Genomic DNA, 16,557 nt, shown 5'->3' with positions numbered 1-16,557 from the left:
GAAAGTGGTATCATTTACGGCTGTTTGCCGGTATCAGTTTAGATCGGGGTTAAAATCTGTTTCGTTAGCTTCTTTTTATGCAATGCTCATTTTGCTTGCAAAATCGGCTTTGCTTTGACCAAATTCAGTTTCCCGGATCAAAGCACCTATTACAGTACCACTTTTCATAATTTGCCTCGACAAGACAAACTCCTTCTTCTCAGAAATAATGCTCTGACACAGCTTTACAATGGCGATGGCAAAGACATAACTTTTTGATTTTAATATGTTTTTTTTCATTTCCTAAAGCTGAGTTTTTATTAGGTTGTTGAAAAAGAATAAGTTAAATGAACGTGGGCATGAAATGCCTAGCGATTAAAACGTGGGTAAAATCCCTGGAAACTTGCCCTTGTTTCCAATAATCGGGACAGAATGTCCTGATTATTGTCCTGATACCTTATTTTGAGTATTATTGTCCTTAATGTATTCATTATCAGTTGTTTTATATCTGTACCAAAATGTCTCATATTCATTTTATATGTACCGTAAATTCAAAATTTGGTACACGTTTTAAATATGGGTACCATCCCGGGACATATTGTTTCCTTTCAATAATTCAAACAGTCTGGTGTTGATGTAAATGTTTTCCCGTCCTATTTTCTGAGCTGTTACAATTCCTGTGTCTTCCAGACTTTGCAAATATCTTGATGCAGCCTTTCTTTCAATTTTCAGATTGTCAACCAAAAAATCAATTTTACAATAGGGCTGCTCAAACAGTATCTCAATTAAATCTTTGCTGTATATCCGGGGTGTTTTTCCCTTTACAATGTTTATGGTTTCGTTCAACAGGCTATTAATGCTATTGACCTGCTTTATGGTATCTGTGGCTGTTTGCTCAATGCCTTTCAGAATATAAAGTATCCATGGTTCCCAAACAGCCTTAAACGTGACATTTCTCAATAAGCGGTAATATTCTCCCTTATTTTGAATAATGAATCCGCTGAGGTAGAGTATAGGACTATCCAATAAGCCTTTCAGCATAAGATAAAGCACATTTACGATGCGACCTGCTCTGCCATTGCCATCATAAAATGGATGGATGCTTTCAAACTGGTAATGCTGAACTGCCAGCTTGATAAGTGGCGAAACATCATCATCTTCATCAATATTGAGGAATTTTTCCAGATTAGTCATTAGGTTGCTGATGGCATCTTTATCATCTGGTGGTGTGTAAATCACCTCTCCGGTGGCATCATTTTTTAAAGTTGTGCCAGGCAGTTGGCGAAGCCCTGCCGTGTTTTCTTCGAGAATATTCTGAACCTGAATAATGCCGTTAGTGCTCAAAAAGCCTTTGTCACGGATAAACTTCGAGCCTGTAAACAATGCCTCACGGTAGTGAAGCACCTCTTTTGTGGCAGAATCGGGTTTGAATGATTTAGCCGTTAATGCCTTGTATAATGAATCGTGTGTGGTTATCACGTTTTCGATTTCAGATGACGCTTTGGCTTCCTTTAAAACGATGGCATTGATGAGAATATTCTGGTTTGGCAGCGTATGTGCCAAACCTTTTAATTCAGCCAGTGCAACGGCTGCTTTGCTTTCCTGCCTTAAAATGGCTTTGGTTTCAATTGCATCCCTGTCGGGTGGCAACAATGGCAGTTTATTATTTGGAATTTTAGGCTTTAGCTCCATATTTCTAATATTTTACTTACTGATCGACTTAGAATCATTCGTAAAGTAACGTAAACTTAGCTGTTTTTTAGCTATTTAGGCTGTGCTAATAGCTAAAATCTATTAAAAGCAAAGGATTACTTTCCGATACAGAATTTACCAAAAATGTTGTTCAGGATCTCTTCGCTGGTGATCTCGCCGGTGATCTCACCCAGGTGATATAACGCCTGGCGGATGTCAGCCGCGATCAGATCGGTGGGTGTGCCCTTCTGAATGCTGCTCTCCACGTGCTTTAACGCCTTATGCGACCGGACCAGCGCTTCGTAGTGCCGCACGTTCGACACCAGCGCCTGGTCCATCGGAAAGCCCTCTTCGACCGACTTGCGGAGCTGGGAGGTGATCAGGTTGATGTTCTCGCGGCGTTTGGCCGATACAAAGATCGTCTCCAGATCCACCAGCTCCTGGAAGTCCTTGGGGATCTCCACCAGCTTGTCGATCTTGTTGCCGATGAGGATCCACTTTTTCGTCCGGTCCTTCATATGCTGCCTGAACTCCTCCACGACCTCCCTGACATCATCCCAGGTGCACTCGCTCACGTCGCACACATACAAAACGATCCTTGCCTGTCGGATCTTCTCGTAGGTGCGTTCAATGCCCATGCTCTCGATCTCGTCGCGGGCGGGGCGGATGCCTGCTGTGTCGATAAAACGGAACGAAACGCCGTCGATGATGATCGTATCTTCAATGGCATCGCGCGTAGTGCCCGGCACCTCCGACACGATCGCCCGCTCCTCGTTGAGGATCGCATTGAGCAACGTGGACTTGCCTACATTGGGCCTGCCGACAATGGCCACGGGAATGCCGGTCTTCAGCACATTGCCCATCGTAAAGGAATCGATGAGCGATTTGATGTGCTTATCCATTGTATGGATCAATCCGAGCAGCTTGCGCCGGTCGGCAAACTCCACATCCTCTTCGCTGAAATCCAGTTCCAGTTCCAGCATCGAGGCAAAATCCACCAGCTGCTGACGCAGTTTTTTGATGCTGTCTGAAAAGCCTCCGCGTATCTGGTTGATGGCCAGGTCGTGTGCAGAACGGGAATGGGCGGCGATCAGATCCGTGACCGCCTCTGCCTGTGACAGGTCAACCTTGCCGTTGAGATAGGCCCTCAGTGTGTATTCACCCGGCTTTGCCATCCGGCATCCTTTCTCCAGCAACAGCTCGATGAGTTTTTTCTGGATATAGAACGAACCGTGACAGGAGATCTCCACGGAATCCTCACCCGTATATGAATTCGGAGCTTTATAAACATAAACCAGGACCTCATCCAGCATCTCCCCGTCTGTGCTGACCGTGCCGTAATGTATGGTGTATCCTTTGGCCTGACCGACCTTCAGGCCTTTCTCCCTGGGAGTGAATATCTCATCGGTCACGCGAAACGAGTCCGGCCCCGATATCCTGACAATGGCAATCGGACCGGTCCCGGGCGGGGTGGCGATGGCGCAGATGGTGTCGGTACTTGTGAGAAAACCTGTTTTATGATTCATTTCAAGGATTATTTTCTTATTAAACGAAAAGATTCTATTTTTGGTTTCTGTTTGAGTAAGGCACAAAGGCACAAAGGCACAAAGGCACAAAGGCACAAAGGCACAAAGGCACAAAGTAAATTAGATTTCAGATTTCAGGTTATGGGGATGGGAGAGATCAGGACGTATAGGGATTTGGCGGTGTGGCAGAAAGCAATTGAGCTCGTTACATGTGTATATGAAAACACAAAATCATTTCCTGCAGATGAAAAGTACAGCTTGGTCTCCCAGATCCGAAGGGCTGCTGTTTCAATTCCATCCAATATTGCAGAGGGATACGGCCGTAAGCACACAAATGATTATTTAAGATACCTGCAGATCTCCATCGGTTCAGTATTTGAACTCCAAACGCAGCTGATCATATCAAAAAATTTGAATTATATTGATAATGAAAAATATGATAATCTTGAAAATAAAACAAGAGAAATTGAACGAATGTTATCCAGCCTAATCTCAAAAATCAAACATTAACTTTGTGCCTCTGTGCCTTTGTGCCTCTGTGCCTTTGTGCCTTGAACCAATATGCAACAACATAACCTCTTCGCATCATGAGCATCCTCGTCAACAAATCCTCCCGGGTCATCATCCAGGGCTTTACGGGAAAAGAAGGAACCTTCCACGGAATGCAGATGATTGAATATGGAACGAACATCGTTGGCGGAGTGACTCCCGGCAAGGGAGGGGAGAAACACCTTGGCCGTCCGGTGTTCAACACCGTAGCCGATGCCGTGCAAAAGGAAAAAGCCAATGTCACGTGCATTTTGGTACCACCGCCCTTTGCGGCCGATGCGATCATGGAAGCCGCCGACGCGGGCATCCAGTTGATCGTTTGCATCACCGAAGGCATACCGACACGCGATATGGTCATGGTCCATGATTTCTTATGCAGCAAGGCATCGCGGCTGGTAGGTCCCAACTGCCCGGGCGTGATTACCCCTGAGGAATGCAAGGTGGGGATCATGCCGGGATTTATCCATAAGAAGGGGCACATCGGGATCGTCTCCCGCTCGGGAACGCTTACCTATGAAGCGGTGGATCAGCTTACAAAGATCGGGCTTGGCCAGTCCACCTGTCTGGGCATTGGTGGTGATCCGATCATCGGAACCCATACGGTGGATGCCATTTCCATGTTCAACGTCGATCCTGAGACCCACGGGATTGTCATGATCGGAGAGATCGGCGGCAACATGGAGGCCGAAGCTGCCTACTGGTACAAGCGCCACGGGACCAAACCCATGGTGGCTTTCATCGCCGGTGCCACGGCGCCCAAAGGCCGTCGAATGGGACATGCGGGAGCCATCATTGGCGGCAAGAACGATACTGCCCAGGCTAAAAAGGAGATACTGCGGGAATGCGGTATCCACGTGGTGGATTCTCCGGCACAAATCGGGACGAAAATGAAAGAAATTCTTTCATAGTTCTGTTAAATTCCAAATTCCAAGCACTAAAATCCAAGCAAATCCAAAATCCCAAGATCCAAACCTTCCTTTGGGATTTGGGATCTGCAAGTTAGCGCCTGATGAGCTCATATGCTCCGAGATCCGGCTTCCCGTCGAGCGTACGGTTATTGTTGTTCAAGTCATTCACCAGGTTAAGGACGGAGGTGTTGATGATGTCCATCAACCCGGCATCGACGGCAGGGGAGAGAATCGTATCGAGCGTATAGTCGTTGGTTTCATAGTCTGAAAAAAGAGGGTCTTCATTGAAGACGCAGCCTGCTATGAAGGGATCGGCAATCCGTGTTGTTCGCAGCAGGCAGTGGTCGAACAGATAATTGAACTGCGCCAGGGATGTACTGGCCAGGGCGATCTCCTCGGTTTTATTTCCGTAAACAATGCAATTGCCGAAATAAGCCTGGTTGAGGTCCCGTGCAATCGTATCCTTGACATGCCCCATGTCGTCCAGCAGCAGGTAAAAATTGGTCAATACCAGTGAAGCTGTTTGTCGTGCGGTATAGGGGTAGTAATTGCCGATGGTACAGTGCCTGAAGTCGTAGGTTCCGCCAATGCCGAGAAAAACAGCTGTTTCGGCGCAGTTGGCGATCACGCAGTTGGCTGCCACCACATGGGAACCCAGCGCCTGGAGCCCGTACCCGCTCATGTTCAGGATCTGTGTATTGCTGAGCTTCAGGGTTGGCTGTGGAGAACTCCCCAGTGTGTCGACACGAATCCCGATGACCGCGTTCCTGATGATGGCGTGGTCGATCTCGTTGTTCTTGCTGCCTGCTGTGAGCCAGATCGTCCCCCATTGACCGGGTAACTCCTGCAGGTCTTCGTCCAGCCGGTCGCCCTGGAACGTGACAGGTGCATCGAATGTTCCTGCTATCTTAAGGGTGGCCTCGTTCGCAACGGCAAGTATGGCGTCCTTGTGAAAGTACACCCTGCTGCCGGGCTGGATGGTCAGCGAGTAGGAGGAGTCGATGATCACAAAACCATAGACCACATGCGGTTTGTCGTTCGCCCACATCCCGTGCATCTGGTAAACGGCATTCGTGTAGAAATGTGCATTCTGCCCGTAAGCCACCAGATCGATATCCTGAACATTCCCGTTGGTTTCAAAAACGATCGAGTCAGTGACAAGGAATGGATTGTTTTCATTGGTGGGATCAACCGTGACGCGTATGAAGATGAACAGGCTGTCGTTGGCTGGGATCTCAACATCCCTGAGCTGGATGGAAGGGACTCCATCGATGTTCAGCTCAAACGGGGAGCCGCTGCCTCCGGCCAGGCGCACAGAGGCGATCTTTACCCTGTTTTTATCGTTGTTGTACACCATCAGATACCGGGTGGTCGTGCCAATGGTGGCAAAGACGGTATCGAAGACCACCGTGTCGGCCGAAAACGTAAGCTTCACCGAGGGATTGGTGGTGATCTCCTCTTTGTTGCAGGAAATCATGAACATCCCCGGAATGAGCAGGAAGAAAAAGACTTGGAAACTCCGGATGATGAAGGATCTGTTCAGCATGAATTCAGACCGGCAAAATTACCGATTCCTGTCATATATACGGTTGGCAGGGGAAAATATTTTGCAGGTGAACCACTTCCTTTGCAGAATCCTTAAATAATCTTCGGGGGCAAGGAAAAGTTCAGGGATTTCACTAACTTTGCCAACTCATTTTTTTTCGTTACATTCGGTGGTCATTTTATATTAATAACTTATAAATGAGTTATCTGAAGTTTGATAAGAACCAGCTGATCAACCTTGAATATTCATTATCCAGGGAACTTCTGAGGACAAATCGTGCCGGGTCCTATGGTTTTACAACGATCATAGGCTGCAATACCCGTAAATACCATGGCTTATTTGTTGCTCCCCAGCCCCTGGTCGACCAGGATAATCACGTACTGCTTTCTTCAGTGGATGAAACAATCATTCAGCATGATGAGGAGTTTAATCTTGCGATCCATAAATTCAGGGGAGAGGTGTACAAGCCCAAAGGACACAAGTATATACGGGATTTTGACTGCGAACCCATTCCCAAGCTCACTTACCGGGTCGGCGGTGTTGTGTTGACCAAGGAAACCCTGTTTACGGCCAGGGATGAGAAAGCGATGATCCGCTATACGCTGGTCGACGCCCATTCGCCCACACGGATGCGTTTCCGCCCGTTTCTGGCCTTCCGGAACATCCATCGCCTGACCAAAGCCAACTATGATGCTGACACCAAGCACCAGCCAATCGGGAACGGGATCAAGGTAAAGCTCTACCCTGGATATTCCCATCTTCACCTGCAGTTCTCCAAGCAGGTGGATTATGTCCACGTGCCTGACTGGTATTTTAATTTTGAGTACATCAGGGAAAAAGAGAGAGGATACGATTACCTGGAGGACCTGTTAACGCCCGGGTATTTCGAAACATCCATCGAAAAGGGAGAAAGCATAGTATTTTGTGCCGCCCTGGAGGAAGTGGATGTAACGACACTGAGCCGAAGTTTCGACAAAGAGGTAGGCTCCCGAATCCCAAGAGACAGCTTCTATCATTGCATGATTAATTCTGCCCAGCAGTTCATCGTTACAAGAGGAAAAAAATCGGAAATCATTGCCGGGTTTCCCTGGTATGGGAAATGGGGAAGAGACACGTTCATTGCGCTTCCCGGGCTGACCCTGACCCAGAATGACACGAAGACCTTCAAAGCGGTAATGGATGCCATTCTCAAGGAGCTGAAAGGACCTTTGTTCCCGAATTTCGGGCAGGGGCATGAACAGCATTACAATTCCGTGGATGCATCCCTTTGGTTTTTCTGGGCCCTTCAGCAGTATCTCCTCCATGTCAAGGATCCAGGGAAGATCTGGGAAGAGTACGGAAAAAAGATGAAGGTCATCCTTCGGGGTTATCGTGTCGGCACCATGTACAATATTAAGATGCAGGAGAACGGATTGCTGTACGCCGGTGTGCCCGGACTGGCCATCACCTGGATGGATGCCATTGTTGACGGCAAGCCTGTGAATGCCCGCATTGGGCTTCCGGTGGAAGTAAATGCCCTGTGGTACAATGCCGTCATGTTTGCGCTGGAGCTTGCACGTGAAGCGGGGGATAAAGATTTCATTGCCGAATGGCAGCCTGTGGCCGAAAGGATCCCTCAGGCATTCCTGGAGACGTTTTACAGTGAGAAGGAAGGCTATCTGGCTGATTATGCTGATGGCGGGTTCAGGGATTTTGCCGTGCGGCCGAACATGCTCTTCGCTGCTTCACTACCCTATTCACCCGTGGATGAAGAGATCCGTAAGCAGATCCTGGACATCATTGAACGGGAACTATTGACACCGCGCGGGCTCCGTACGTTGTCACCCAAGAATCCCAACTACCACGGTGTCTATTTTGGTGATCAGACAGCCAGGGATCTGGCTTATCATAACGGGACGGTATTTCCGTGGTTATTCGGCCATTTTGCTGAGGCTTACCTCCGTTTGCACGGTAAATCGGGAATTTCAAAGATCAGGGGGATTCTGAGCGGTTTTGAAGATGTGATGGACGAGAATGGGATTGGCACCGTACCGGAAGTTTACGATGGAGATCCGCCGCATAATCCGGGAGGAGCCATTTCCCAGGCCTGGAGCGTGGCAGAGCTGCTTCGGGTCGGGAAGATGCTCAGGGATATGGAGGGTGGATGAGAGCCGGCGGTCAGCAGCGGAGCGAAGCGACGTCCCGACGAAAGTCGGGATCAGCGGTCAGCAGCGGAGCGAAGCGACGTCCCGACGAAAGTCGGGATCAGCAGTCAGCAGCGGAGCGAAGCGACGTCCCGACGAAAGTCGGGATCAGCGGTCAGCAGTAGACAGAATGGATTTTGGATTTTGGAATTTATCATATCACGTGCAACAAAATTTAAAGTAATTATATGCGCGTCTTAATGTTCGGCTGGGAATTTCCTCCTCACATCACAGGTGGCCTGGGGACTGCCTGCTACGGCCTTACCAGGGGACTGGCAAAGCACGGGACGGAGGTTATCTTTGTCGTGCCGAAAGCCTATGGTGATGAAGACCAGCGTGCTGTCCGCCTGGTCAATGCCAGCGACATTGTGATCGACATTGATGATGTTGAAAACAAGCAGTACTGGGAACGGATCACCTATATGGAAGTGGGCTCGAACCTTATTCCCTATGTTGCACCGGAAGAATTTACCGACCTGGTCGTACAGGAGCAACTTCGGAAGAAAACCAGCAAGCAGACCCTGTTTTCCGACCGGTATGAGTTTTCAGGCAAATACGGTACGAGCCTGATGGAAGAGGTTTACCGGTATGCGTTGATAGGTTCTGCCCTTGCGGTGAAACACGACTTTGATATCATTCATGCTCACGACTGGCTGACGTACTCGGCCGGTGTTGCGGCCAAGGCAGCTTCAGGCAAGCCGCTGGTGGTCCACATGCATGCCACTGAATTTGACCGGTCAGGGGAGAATGTCAACCAGCAGGTGTATGATATCGAACGTTACGGCATGGAACAGGCGGATCGTGTTATCACCGTTTCCAACCTGACGCGCCAGATTGTCATCGAACGCTACGGCATTGATCCTGACAAGATCATTACGGTGCATAATGCCGTTGAACCTGTGACCAAGGATGAACTGGAAGGAGCCGATAAGGTATTGAAGGAAAAAGTGGTCACCTTCCTTGGCCGCATCACTTTCCAGAAAGGTCCGGAGTATTTTGTCGAGGCCGCGAAAAAGGTACTGGAGGTGGATCCAAATGTACGTTTTGTCATGGCCGGCACGGGTGATCTGATGAACAAACTGATCCGGCGTGTGGCCGAGTTGCGCATTGCAACACGGTTTCATTTTACCGGATTCCTCAAGGGCGCCGATGTGGACCGTATGTTTGCCATGAGTGATGTTTTTGTGATGCCTTCGGTGTCAGAGCCTTTTGGCATCGTCCCTCTGGAAGCCATGCGATCCAATGTGCCCGTTGTCATTTCCAAGCAATCCGGGGTGTCGGAGATTCTCAAGCATGCCCTGAAAGTTGACTTCTGGGATGTCCACGGCCTGGCAGATGCCATCTATGGTTTGCTGCATTACAATGCGCTTTCCGAGACCTTTAAGCATTATGGAAAGGAGGAGGTGGAAAGCCTCAAGTGGGACGATGCAGCCATGAAGGTGAAGGAGGTGTATGAGGGAGTGGCAGGGTAGCTTGCAGCTAAATATAACAACTAATAAGCACAACAGCATCATTTATGAGATCAATCTGTCTTTATTTCCAGGTTCATCAACCCTTCAGGTTAAGGACGTACCGTTTCTTTGACATCGGAAGGGATCACTACTATTACGATGATTATTTGAACCGGTCGATCACACAGCGCGTTGCCCGGCGATCGTATCTGCCTGCCAACCAGATCATCCTGGATCTGATCAAAGAATACGGCAGTGCGTTTAAAGTTGCTTATTCCATTACCGGACTTGCACTTGAACAATTTGAAAAATATGCACCGGAGGTCATTGAAAGCTTTCAGAAACTGGCGCGGACGGGTTCCGTCGAATTTCTGACGGAAACCTATGCCCACTCGCTGGCTTCCCTCCGCAGCAAGGAGGAGTTTTTCAGACAGGTGAAGGAGCACTCGGATAAGATCAAAACATTGTTCGGTCAGCGACCCAGGGTGTTCAGGAATACCGAACTGATCTATTCGGACCGGGTTGGTGAGCTGGTGGCGGAAATGGGTTATGAACTGATGCTGAGCGAAGGCCCCCGGCACATCCTGGGATGGAAAAGTCCGAATTTCATGTATTGCAACGCGGTCAATCCCCGGCTGAAGCTTCTGTTGAAAAATTTCAGGCTGAGTGATGACATTGCTTTTCGTTTTTCACTGCAAAGCTGGAATGAGTGGCCACTGACCGCTGAGAAGTTTGCTTCCTGGATACAGGCGTTCAATCCCCGGGAGGAAGTGGTGAATATTTTCCTTGATTACGAAACCTTTGGCGAACATCAATGGGCTGACTCCGGGATCTTTGATTTTCTGAGAAACCTGCCCCGGACCGTCCTGGGTGCTACCGACTATGCATTCCATACGCCAGGGGAATTGCTTGAGCTCCTGCAGCCCGTTTCCTCCATCCATGTGGGGCATGCGATCTCGTGGGCTGATGAAGAACGTGATACGACTGCCTGGCTCGGCAATGAGATGCAGGCTGAAGCGGTTGACAAGCTTTATAGCCTGGAAAACAAGGTGAACGCCCTTCACCGGGAAGATCTTACAAGGGACTGGCAATACCTTCAGTGCAGTGATCATTTTTATTATATGTGCACCAAGTGGTTTTCCGATGGCGAGGTCCATAAGTATTTCACTCCCTATGCTTCACCCTATGAAGCATTTATCAATTATATGAATGTGCTTTCTGATTTTATGACCCGTGTCAATGATGCAGTTGACGGGTCCCGGGAAGCAATCCCTGCAGTGGCAAAGAAGCAATCCGTGAAGAAGGGATCAAAAAAGCCGGCCAGGGTGACTTCTGCTGAGAAGGTTTGTACACTTGAGGATATGCAAAATCTTTCGCCCACACACCTGAAAAAGCTCCTGGCCCAGGTTGACCTGGAAACCCTGGCCTGTGCACTCATCAATTGTGATGTGTCATTGAGGGATAAGTTGATCAAGGTACTTTCCCCGAAAGACCGGATCCGCTTTGAAGCGTTTACCGAATCACACAGAAAGAGTAAAAAGACGGAGATCAATCAGTGCCGCCAGAAACTTACGGCGGTAATCAATGATCTTTGATGGATTTTTAACCGATGTAATCTTTAAAAGGTTGGTATGATGGAAAAGGATCAATACACAAAGCCTGATTATATTTTTGAAGTTAGCTGGGAAGTCTGCAACAAGGTTGGAGGGATCTATACCGTACTTTCGACCAAGGCACGCCAGCTCACTGAACGTTTCGGCGATCATTATATCCTTCTTGGCCCGGATGTCTGGAAAGAGACCGATGAGAATCCGGACTTCATTGAGGATAAAACACTGATGACCGCCTGGCAGGAGAAAGCGGCCCAGGAGGGTCTGCGCTTTCAAATCGGCCGCTGGAACATCAGTGGTCACCCGATCGTGATCCAGGTGGATTTCACAACGTTTTTTCCCAATAAAAACAAGATCTTCGCCAAGTTCTGGGAGACATATAAACTGGATTCTCTGGCAGGAGGATGGGATTACATAGAGCCTGCCCTGTTCGGTTATGCGGCCGGCAGGATCATCGAAAGTTATTACGAATTCTATCTTTCGGGGCAGGATAAGATCATCGCCCACTTTCACGAATGGATGACCGGAACAGGTATTTTGTATCTGGAAGAGTTCATGCCGCAGGCAGCCACTGTCTTTACGACCCACGCCACTACACTTGGCCGGTGCATTGCCGGCAACGGTTTACCATTATATAAGAATCTAAATACCTACGATCCGGAATCTACGGCACAGAATTTTAACCTCCGGTCAAAATTTTCCCTGGAGTACCACTCGGCCAACACATGCGATGTTTTTACAACAGTCAGCCCGATAACCGCCCGGGAGTGTGAACATTTTCTGCGGCAAAAGGTCAGCGTGATCACCCCCAATGGTTTTGAGAATTCCTTTGTTCCCGTGGGAGACGACTTTGCCAGGCGGCGCAACAGTGCGCGCCAAAAGGTGACCGCCGTGACGGAAGCGCTTCTGAACCAGCACATACCAGAGGATTCTTTGTGGATCCTTACAAGTGGACGTTATGAGTTCCGAAACAAAGGCCTTGATCTTTTCATCGACAGCCTGGGCCGCATCAATAAGGATCCGGAGGTGGAACGGCCTGTTCTTGCGGTCATCGCGGTACCTGGCAACCACAAGGGACCCGATGAGGCAATGCTGCAACGGATCAGGCAGACCGACTTTTTGCAACCGATCACAGGTGTCCACCTGACCCATCTTTTGTGGGATCCCTCCAACGATGCCGTTTTGAGGCGCATCCAGGAGAATGAACTGCTCAACCGGCCTGAAGACAAGGTCAAGATCATCTTTATCCCTTCCTATCTCAACGGGAATGATGGCGTATTCAACCTGGACTATTATGACTTTGTGATTGGCTTTGATGTTTCCACGTTTGCTTCCTATTATGAACCCTGGGGATATACGCCCCTTGAAAGCCTGGCGTTTCATGTCCCTGCGATGATCACTTCACTGTCGGGTTTCGGACAATGGATCCGTGGCAAAAACCCCGATACCGAGCCCGGTCTTGTTGTTCTGGAGAGAGATGACGACAATGACAGGGCGGTAGTTGAAGAAATGATCATCAACATCAAAAAAGCCCTGGCCTGGAATGCTGAACAGTTCGAAGCCGCACGCAATCAGGCCTTCGATCTGTCCCAGCTCACGCTGTGGGATAAATTGATCAGTTACTACGTGGAGGCCTATGAGATGGCGCTCAGGAAATCACTTTCGCGTTCGGATCAATATCTTTCAAAGCAACAGGTTGATATTGGCACCTTCCTCCAGCAGGCAACGGTGATAAAACCGGAATGGAGGAAAATACTGGTCAGTCCGACGTTACCTGAAAAATTCCACATGCTGACCGAGCTTGCCTGGAACCTCTGGTGGACCTGGAACAACGACGCCATCTCCCTGTTTGAGGAGATCGACCCGGTACTATGGAATGAAAGCAGGCAAAATCCGTTGTCGCTCATCGAACGAATTACCATAGAGAAACTTGACTACCTGGAGCGGAATCCCAGGTTCATGGAAAACCTGCAGACGGTCTATCAACGGTTCCGGAACTATATGGATGTCCCGCAGAACGAAGGGCAGGGTCTTGTGGCCTATTTCAGCATGGAGTATGGCCTTCATGATATTCTCAAGATGTACTCTGGCGGACTGGGAGTTCTGGCAGGTGATTACATCAAGGAGGCGAGCGATTCCAATGCGAATATGGTCGCCGTAGGACTGATTTACCGTTATGGGTATTTTACACAGGCGATCTCCCTTTTTGGTGACCAGGTAGCCCGCTATGAAGCACAGAAATTTTCTCATTTGCCTTTAACCCCTGCCCGTGGCAGCGACGGCGAGTGGATCCGCGTGAGTGTTGCACTGCCCGGTAGGGTTGTCTATGCAAAGGTATGGATCCTTCAGGTGGGCCGCATCTCCATTTACCTGATGGATGCCGATATCCCTGAAAACAACGAGGCCGACAGATCCATTTCCTATAACCTCTATGGGGGAGATGAAGAGATGCGGCTCAAACAGGAACTGCTCCTGGGTGTAGGAGGCATCCGGTTGCTGGATGTACTCGGTATCAATCCAGCTGTTTTCCACATCAATGAAGGACATGGGGCTTTCATAGGCCTGGAACGGTTAAGGAAATATGTTCAGGTTGATAAACTCTACTTCATGGAAGCTCTGGAGGTGGTACGGTCTTCCACGCTATTCACCACCCATACTCCTGTCGCAGCAGGCCATGACCATTTTACGGAAGATCTGCTTCGGACCTACATCCCTCATTATGCCGACCGGTTGCGAATCACGTGGGATACTTTCATGAATCTTGGACGGATGCACAAAAACAATCCCAGTGAAAAGTTTTCGATGAGTGTTCTGGCTGTAAATTTTGCACAGGAGGTCAATGGTGTGAGCCGCCTTCACGGAACGGTAAGCCAGGAGATGTTCAGCCCGCTGTTCGATGGTTATTTCACCAATGAAATTCCAATTGGATACGTGACCAACGGGGTGCACTATCCCAGCTGGACTGCCCCGGTCTGGCAACAATTGCATCAAGAAGTCTTTGGAGAGGCATTTTTAAGTGATCAGTCCAATCCGGAACACTGGAAGAAGATCCACCAGGTGCCGGATGCTAAAATATGGGAAATCAGGAACCAGCTCCGGAAAGAACTGATCGCGTTTCTCAGGGAAAAGGTTACCCGTGACCTCACTGCCAGGCAGGAGAATCCCAAGCTGATCTTCAAGACCATTGAAGCTCTCAACGAGCACGCACTGACCATTGGGTTTGCCCGGCGTTTTGCCACGTATAAACGGGCGCATCTTCTGTTTTCAAACCTGGAAAGGCTGGATGGACTGATCAATAGTCCCACGCACCCGGTCCAGTTCATTTTTGCCGGGAAAGCACACCCCCGTGACAAAGCCGGTCAGGACCTGATCAAGCGGATCATCGATATTTCAAAGCGCCCTGAATTCATTGGCAAGATCATCTTTCTGGAAAATTATGAGATCGGACTTTCCAAGAAACTGATCCCGGGTGTGGATATCTGGCTCAACACCCCCACACGGCCCATGGAAGCCAGTGGCACCAGCGGTGAGAAAGCTGTGATGAACGGAGTGGTCAATCTGAGTGTTCTGGATGGGTGGTGGGCCGAAGGGTATCGCCCGGAAGCCGGGTTTGCCATACCGGAAGGCCGCTTTTACCAGGATCAGCATTATCAGGATGAACTGGATGCGGAAATCCTGTACAACCTGCTGGAGGATAACATCATGCCGTTATTTTATAAACGCGACGAGAATGATGTCCCGGTGGAATGGGTTCAATATATAAAAAATACATTCTCGGAGGTCGCACCTCATTTTACGATGAAGCGCATGTTAAATGATTATAAATCAAATTATTACAATAAGTTACTGGCCAGAACGGCACTGATGGGAAAGGATGAATTCCTTCTGGCACGGCGTGTTGCCAAATGGAAACGCAAGGTGATCAGCAACTGGGATAAAATTGAAGTACTGGAGGTAAAAGTACCTGATCCCAGCATCAGTCCACTGAAACTTGGTGATCAGTTTAATGCAGAAGTAATCCTTTTCATTCCGGAAATATCCTGTGAGCATATCGGAGTTGAAGCCTTATTCGGGCAGAAGGACAATGGTGAGGTGAAGAATATCCTATGGGTAAAGGAGATGGAAATGAAGAAGCTGGAGAATAACAGGGTATCGTATAGCTGTCGTATCCACATGGACCGGGCTGGAGGGTATGACTATATCTTCAGGATCTATCCCAAAAGCGATCTGGTACCCTACCGGCAATCCCTCCGTCTGGTGAAATGGCTTTAAATTAATCGTATGTTTTTTTATGTGACAACCTAAAACATTCCTTATGAACCTGTTAACAGGAAAGACAGCTCTCATTACCGGTGCATCCCGGGGCATTGGCCGTGCCATCGCCCTGACATTTGCCGGAGAAGGCGCCAGCATTGCCTTCACCGATCTTCGAGGGGATGAAGCGATGCGAAATCTTGAGAATGAGCTTCAATCAATGGGTGTGACCGCCCGGGGCTATGCTTCCGATGCCAGTTCCCTGGCAGATTGTGATCAATTGGTCAATGAGGTAGTGCAGGATTTTGGCAAAATCGATATACTGGTCAACAACGCTGGCATTGCACGGGATAATCTCCTGATGCGGATGTCGGAAAACGATTGGGATATGGTGCTTGCTGTCAATTTGAAATCGGTGTTCAATATGACCAAAGCCATTCAGCGGCCCATGCTCAAACAACGCTTCGGCTCCATCATCAACATGAGTTCCATCGTGGGGATACGAGGCAACGGAGGACAATCAAATTACTCAGCCTCCAAGGCCGGGATGATTGGTTTCACGAAATCAGTCGCATTGGAGCTCGGCAGCAGGAACATCAGGTGCAATGCCATCGCACCGGGATACATCGAATCAGAAATGACACAGAAACTGCCCTCCGAGGTTCAGGAAAACTGGCTGAAAAGCATTCCGCTGCACCGCTCAGGAAAACCGGAAGATGTGGCCAACGTGGCACTTTTCCTTGCTTCCGATCTGTCGGATTATGTCACCGGACAGGTTATCCAGGTGTGTGGAGGATTGTACACATGATGAGAGGAGAAAGGAGAGAGGAGAGAGGAGAGAGGAGAGAGGAGAAAGGAG

The 16,557-nt window shown here is 49.0% G+C and carries 11 protein-coding genes and 1 pseudogene; 8 read left to right on the top strand and 4 right to left on the bottom strand.

Features of this window, described 5'->3' with window-relative positions:
* Positions 1-75: 75 nt before the first annotated feature.
* The 3 genes from PKI34_12980 to mnmE form a co-directional block, all read right to left on the bottom strand.
* On the bottom strand, positions 76-279 hold the full coding sequence (locus PKI34_12980; protein HNS18721.1) for a four helix bundle protein: 204 nt from the start codon (positions 277-279) through the stop codon (positions 76-78).
* Positions 280-549: 270 nt separating this feature from the next.
* Positions 550-1,671, bottom strand: a complete 1,122-nt coding sequence (locus PKI34_12975) for a Fic/DOC family N-terminal domain-containing protein (protein HNS18720.1) — start codon at positions 1,669-1,671, stop codon at positions 550-552.
* 116 nt (positions 1,672-1,787) lie between these two features.
* Positions 1,788-3,197: a tRNA uridine-5-carboxymethylaminomethyl(34) synthesis GTPase MnmE gene (gene mnmE / locus PKI34_12970; protein HNS18719.1), complete on the bottom strand. Its 1,410-nt coding sequence runs from the start codon at positions 3,195-3,197 to the stop codon at positions 1,788-1,790.
* Between the two features lie 156 nt (positions 3,198-3,353).
* Here mnmE and PKI34_12965 point away from each other — a divergent pair, with 156 nt between their 5' ends.
* Together PKI34_12965 and sucD are read left to right on the top strand one after the other, a co-directional pair.
* Positions 3,354-3,707 carry a four helix bundle protein gene (locus tag PKI34_12965; GenBank protein ID HNS18718.1) on the top strand — a complete coding sequence of 118 codons (354 nt, stop codon included), beginning with the start codon at positions 3,354-3,356 and terminating at the stop codon, positions 3,705-3,707.
* Positions 3,708-3,784: 77 nt separating this feature from the next.
* Entirely contained in the window at positions 3,785-4,654 is an 870-nt protein-coding gene (gene sucD, locus PKI34_12960; protein ID HNS18717.1) for a succinate--CoA ligase subunit alpha, read from the top strand.
* 91 nt (positions 4,655-4,745) lie between these two features.
* Here the strand turns inward: sucD and PKI34_12955 are convergent, their stop codons facing one another.
* Positions 4,746-6,200 (bottom strand): hypothetical protein, encoded by a 1,455-nt coding sequence (locus tag PKI34_12955; GenBank protein ID HNS18716.1) that lies wholly within the window; start codon positions 6,198-6,200, stop codon positions 4,746-4,748.
* Positions 6,201-6,397: 197 nt separating this feature from the next.
* Between PKI34_12955 and PKI34_12950 the strand changes: the two genes are divergently transcribed.
* The 6 genes and pseudogenes from PKI34_12950 to fabG all read left to right on the top strand — a co-directional run bounded on the left by PKI34_12950 (position 6,398) and on the right by fabG (position 16,506).
* On the top strand, positions 6,398-8,347 hold the full coding sequence (locus tag PKI34_12950) for an amylo-alpha-1,6-glucosidase (GenBank protein ID HNS18715.1): 1,950 nt from the start codon (positions 6,398-6,400) through the stop codon (positions 8,345-8,347).
* A 224-nt stretch (positions 8,348-8,571) separates the two neighbouring features.
* A complete protein-coding gene (locus PKI34_12945; protein ID HNS18714.1) occupies positions 8,572-9,855 on the top strand; it encodes a glycosyltransferase family 4 protein in 1,284 nt (427 codons plus the stop codon).
* Positions 9,856-9,899: 44 nt separating this feature from the next.
* Positions 9,900-11,084, top strand: a pseudogene (locus tag PKI34_12940) (glycoside hydrolase family 57 protein).
* A complete protein-coding gene (locus PKI34_12935; GenBank protein HNS18713.1) occupies positions 11,061-11,429 on the top strand; it encodes a FliG C-terminal domain-containing protein in 369 nt (122 codons plus the stop codon). Before PKI34_12940 ends, PKI34_12935 begins: the two are co-directional and overlap by 24 nt.
* A 39-nt stretch (positions 11,430-11,468) precedes the next feature.
* Positions 11,469-15,716 carry an alpha-glucan family phosphorylase gene (gene glgP / locus PKI34_12930; protein ID HNS18712.1) on the top strand — a complete coding sequence of 1,416 codons (4,248 nt, stop codon included), beginning with the start codon at positions 11,469-11,471 and terminating at the stop codon, positions 15,714-15,716.
* 43 nt (positions 15,717-15,759) lie between these two features.
* Entirely contained in the window at positions 15,760-16,506 is a 747-nt protein-coding gene (fabG, locus tag PKI34_12925; GenBank protein ID HNS18711.1) for a 3-oxoacyl-[acyl-carrier-protein] reductase, read from the top strand.
* Positions 16,507-16,557: the final 51 nt, after the last annotated feature.

It is taken from the genome of Bacteroidales bacterium (genome assembly GCA_035342335.1).
Taxonomy (GTDB): domain Bacteria; phylum Bacteroidota; class Bacteroidia; order Bacteroidales; family JAGONC01; genus JAGONC01.
The sequence above is the reverse complement of the archived record's forward strand: the minus strand, read 5'-3'. Positions and strand labels throughout refer to the sequence as shown.

Coding starts and splice junctions, on each gene's coding strand:
- PKI34_12980 (HNS18721.1), bottom strand. CDS start 279: ATGAAAAAAAACATATTAAAATCAAAAAGTTATGTCTTTGCCATCGCC.
- PKI34_12975 (HNS18720.1), bottom strand. CDS start 1,671: ATGGAGCTAAAGCCTAAAATTCCAAATAATAAACTGCCATTGTTGCCA.
- mnmE (HNS18719.1), bottom strand. CDS start 3,197: ATGAATCATAAAACAGGTTTTCTCACAAGTACCGACACCATCTGCGCC.
- sucD (HNS18717.1), top strand. CDS start 3,785: ATGAGCATCCTCGTCAACAAATCCTCCCGGGTCATCATCCAGGGCTTT.
- PKI34_12955 (HNS18716.1), bottom strand. CDS start 6,200: ATGCTGAACAGATCCTTCATCATCCGGAGTTTCCAAGTCTTTTTCTTC.
- PKI34_12950 (HNS18715.1), top strand. CDS start 6,398: ATGAGTTATCTGAAGTTTGATAAGAACCAGCTGATCAACCTTGAATAT.
- PKI34_12945 (HNS18714.1), top strand. CDS start 8,572: ATGCGCGTCTTAATGTTCGGCTGGGAATTTCCTCCTCACATCACAGGT.
- PKI34_12935 (HNS18713.1), top strand. CDS start 11,061: ATGACCCGTGTCAATGATGCAGTTGACGGGTCCCGGGAAGCAATCCCT.
- glgP (HNS18712.1), top strand. CDS start 11,469: ATGGAAAAGGATCAATACACAAAGCCTGATTATATTTTTGAAGTTAGC.
- fabG (HNS18711.1), top strand. CDS start 15,760: ATGAACCTGTTAACAGGAAAGACAGCTCTCATTACCGGTGCATCCCGG.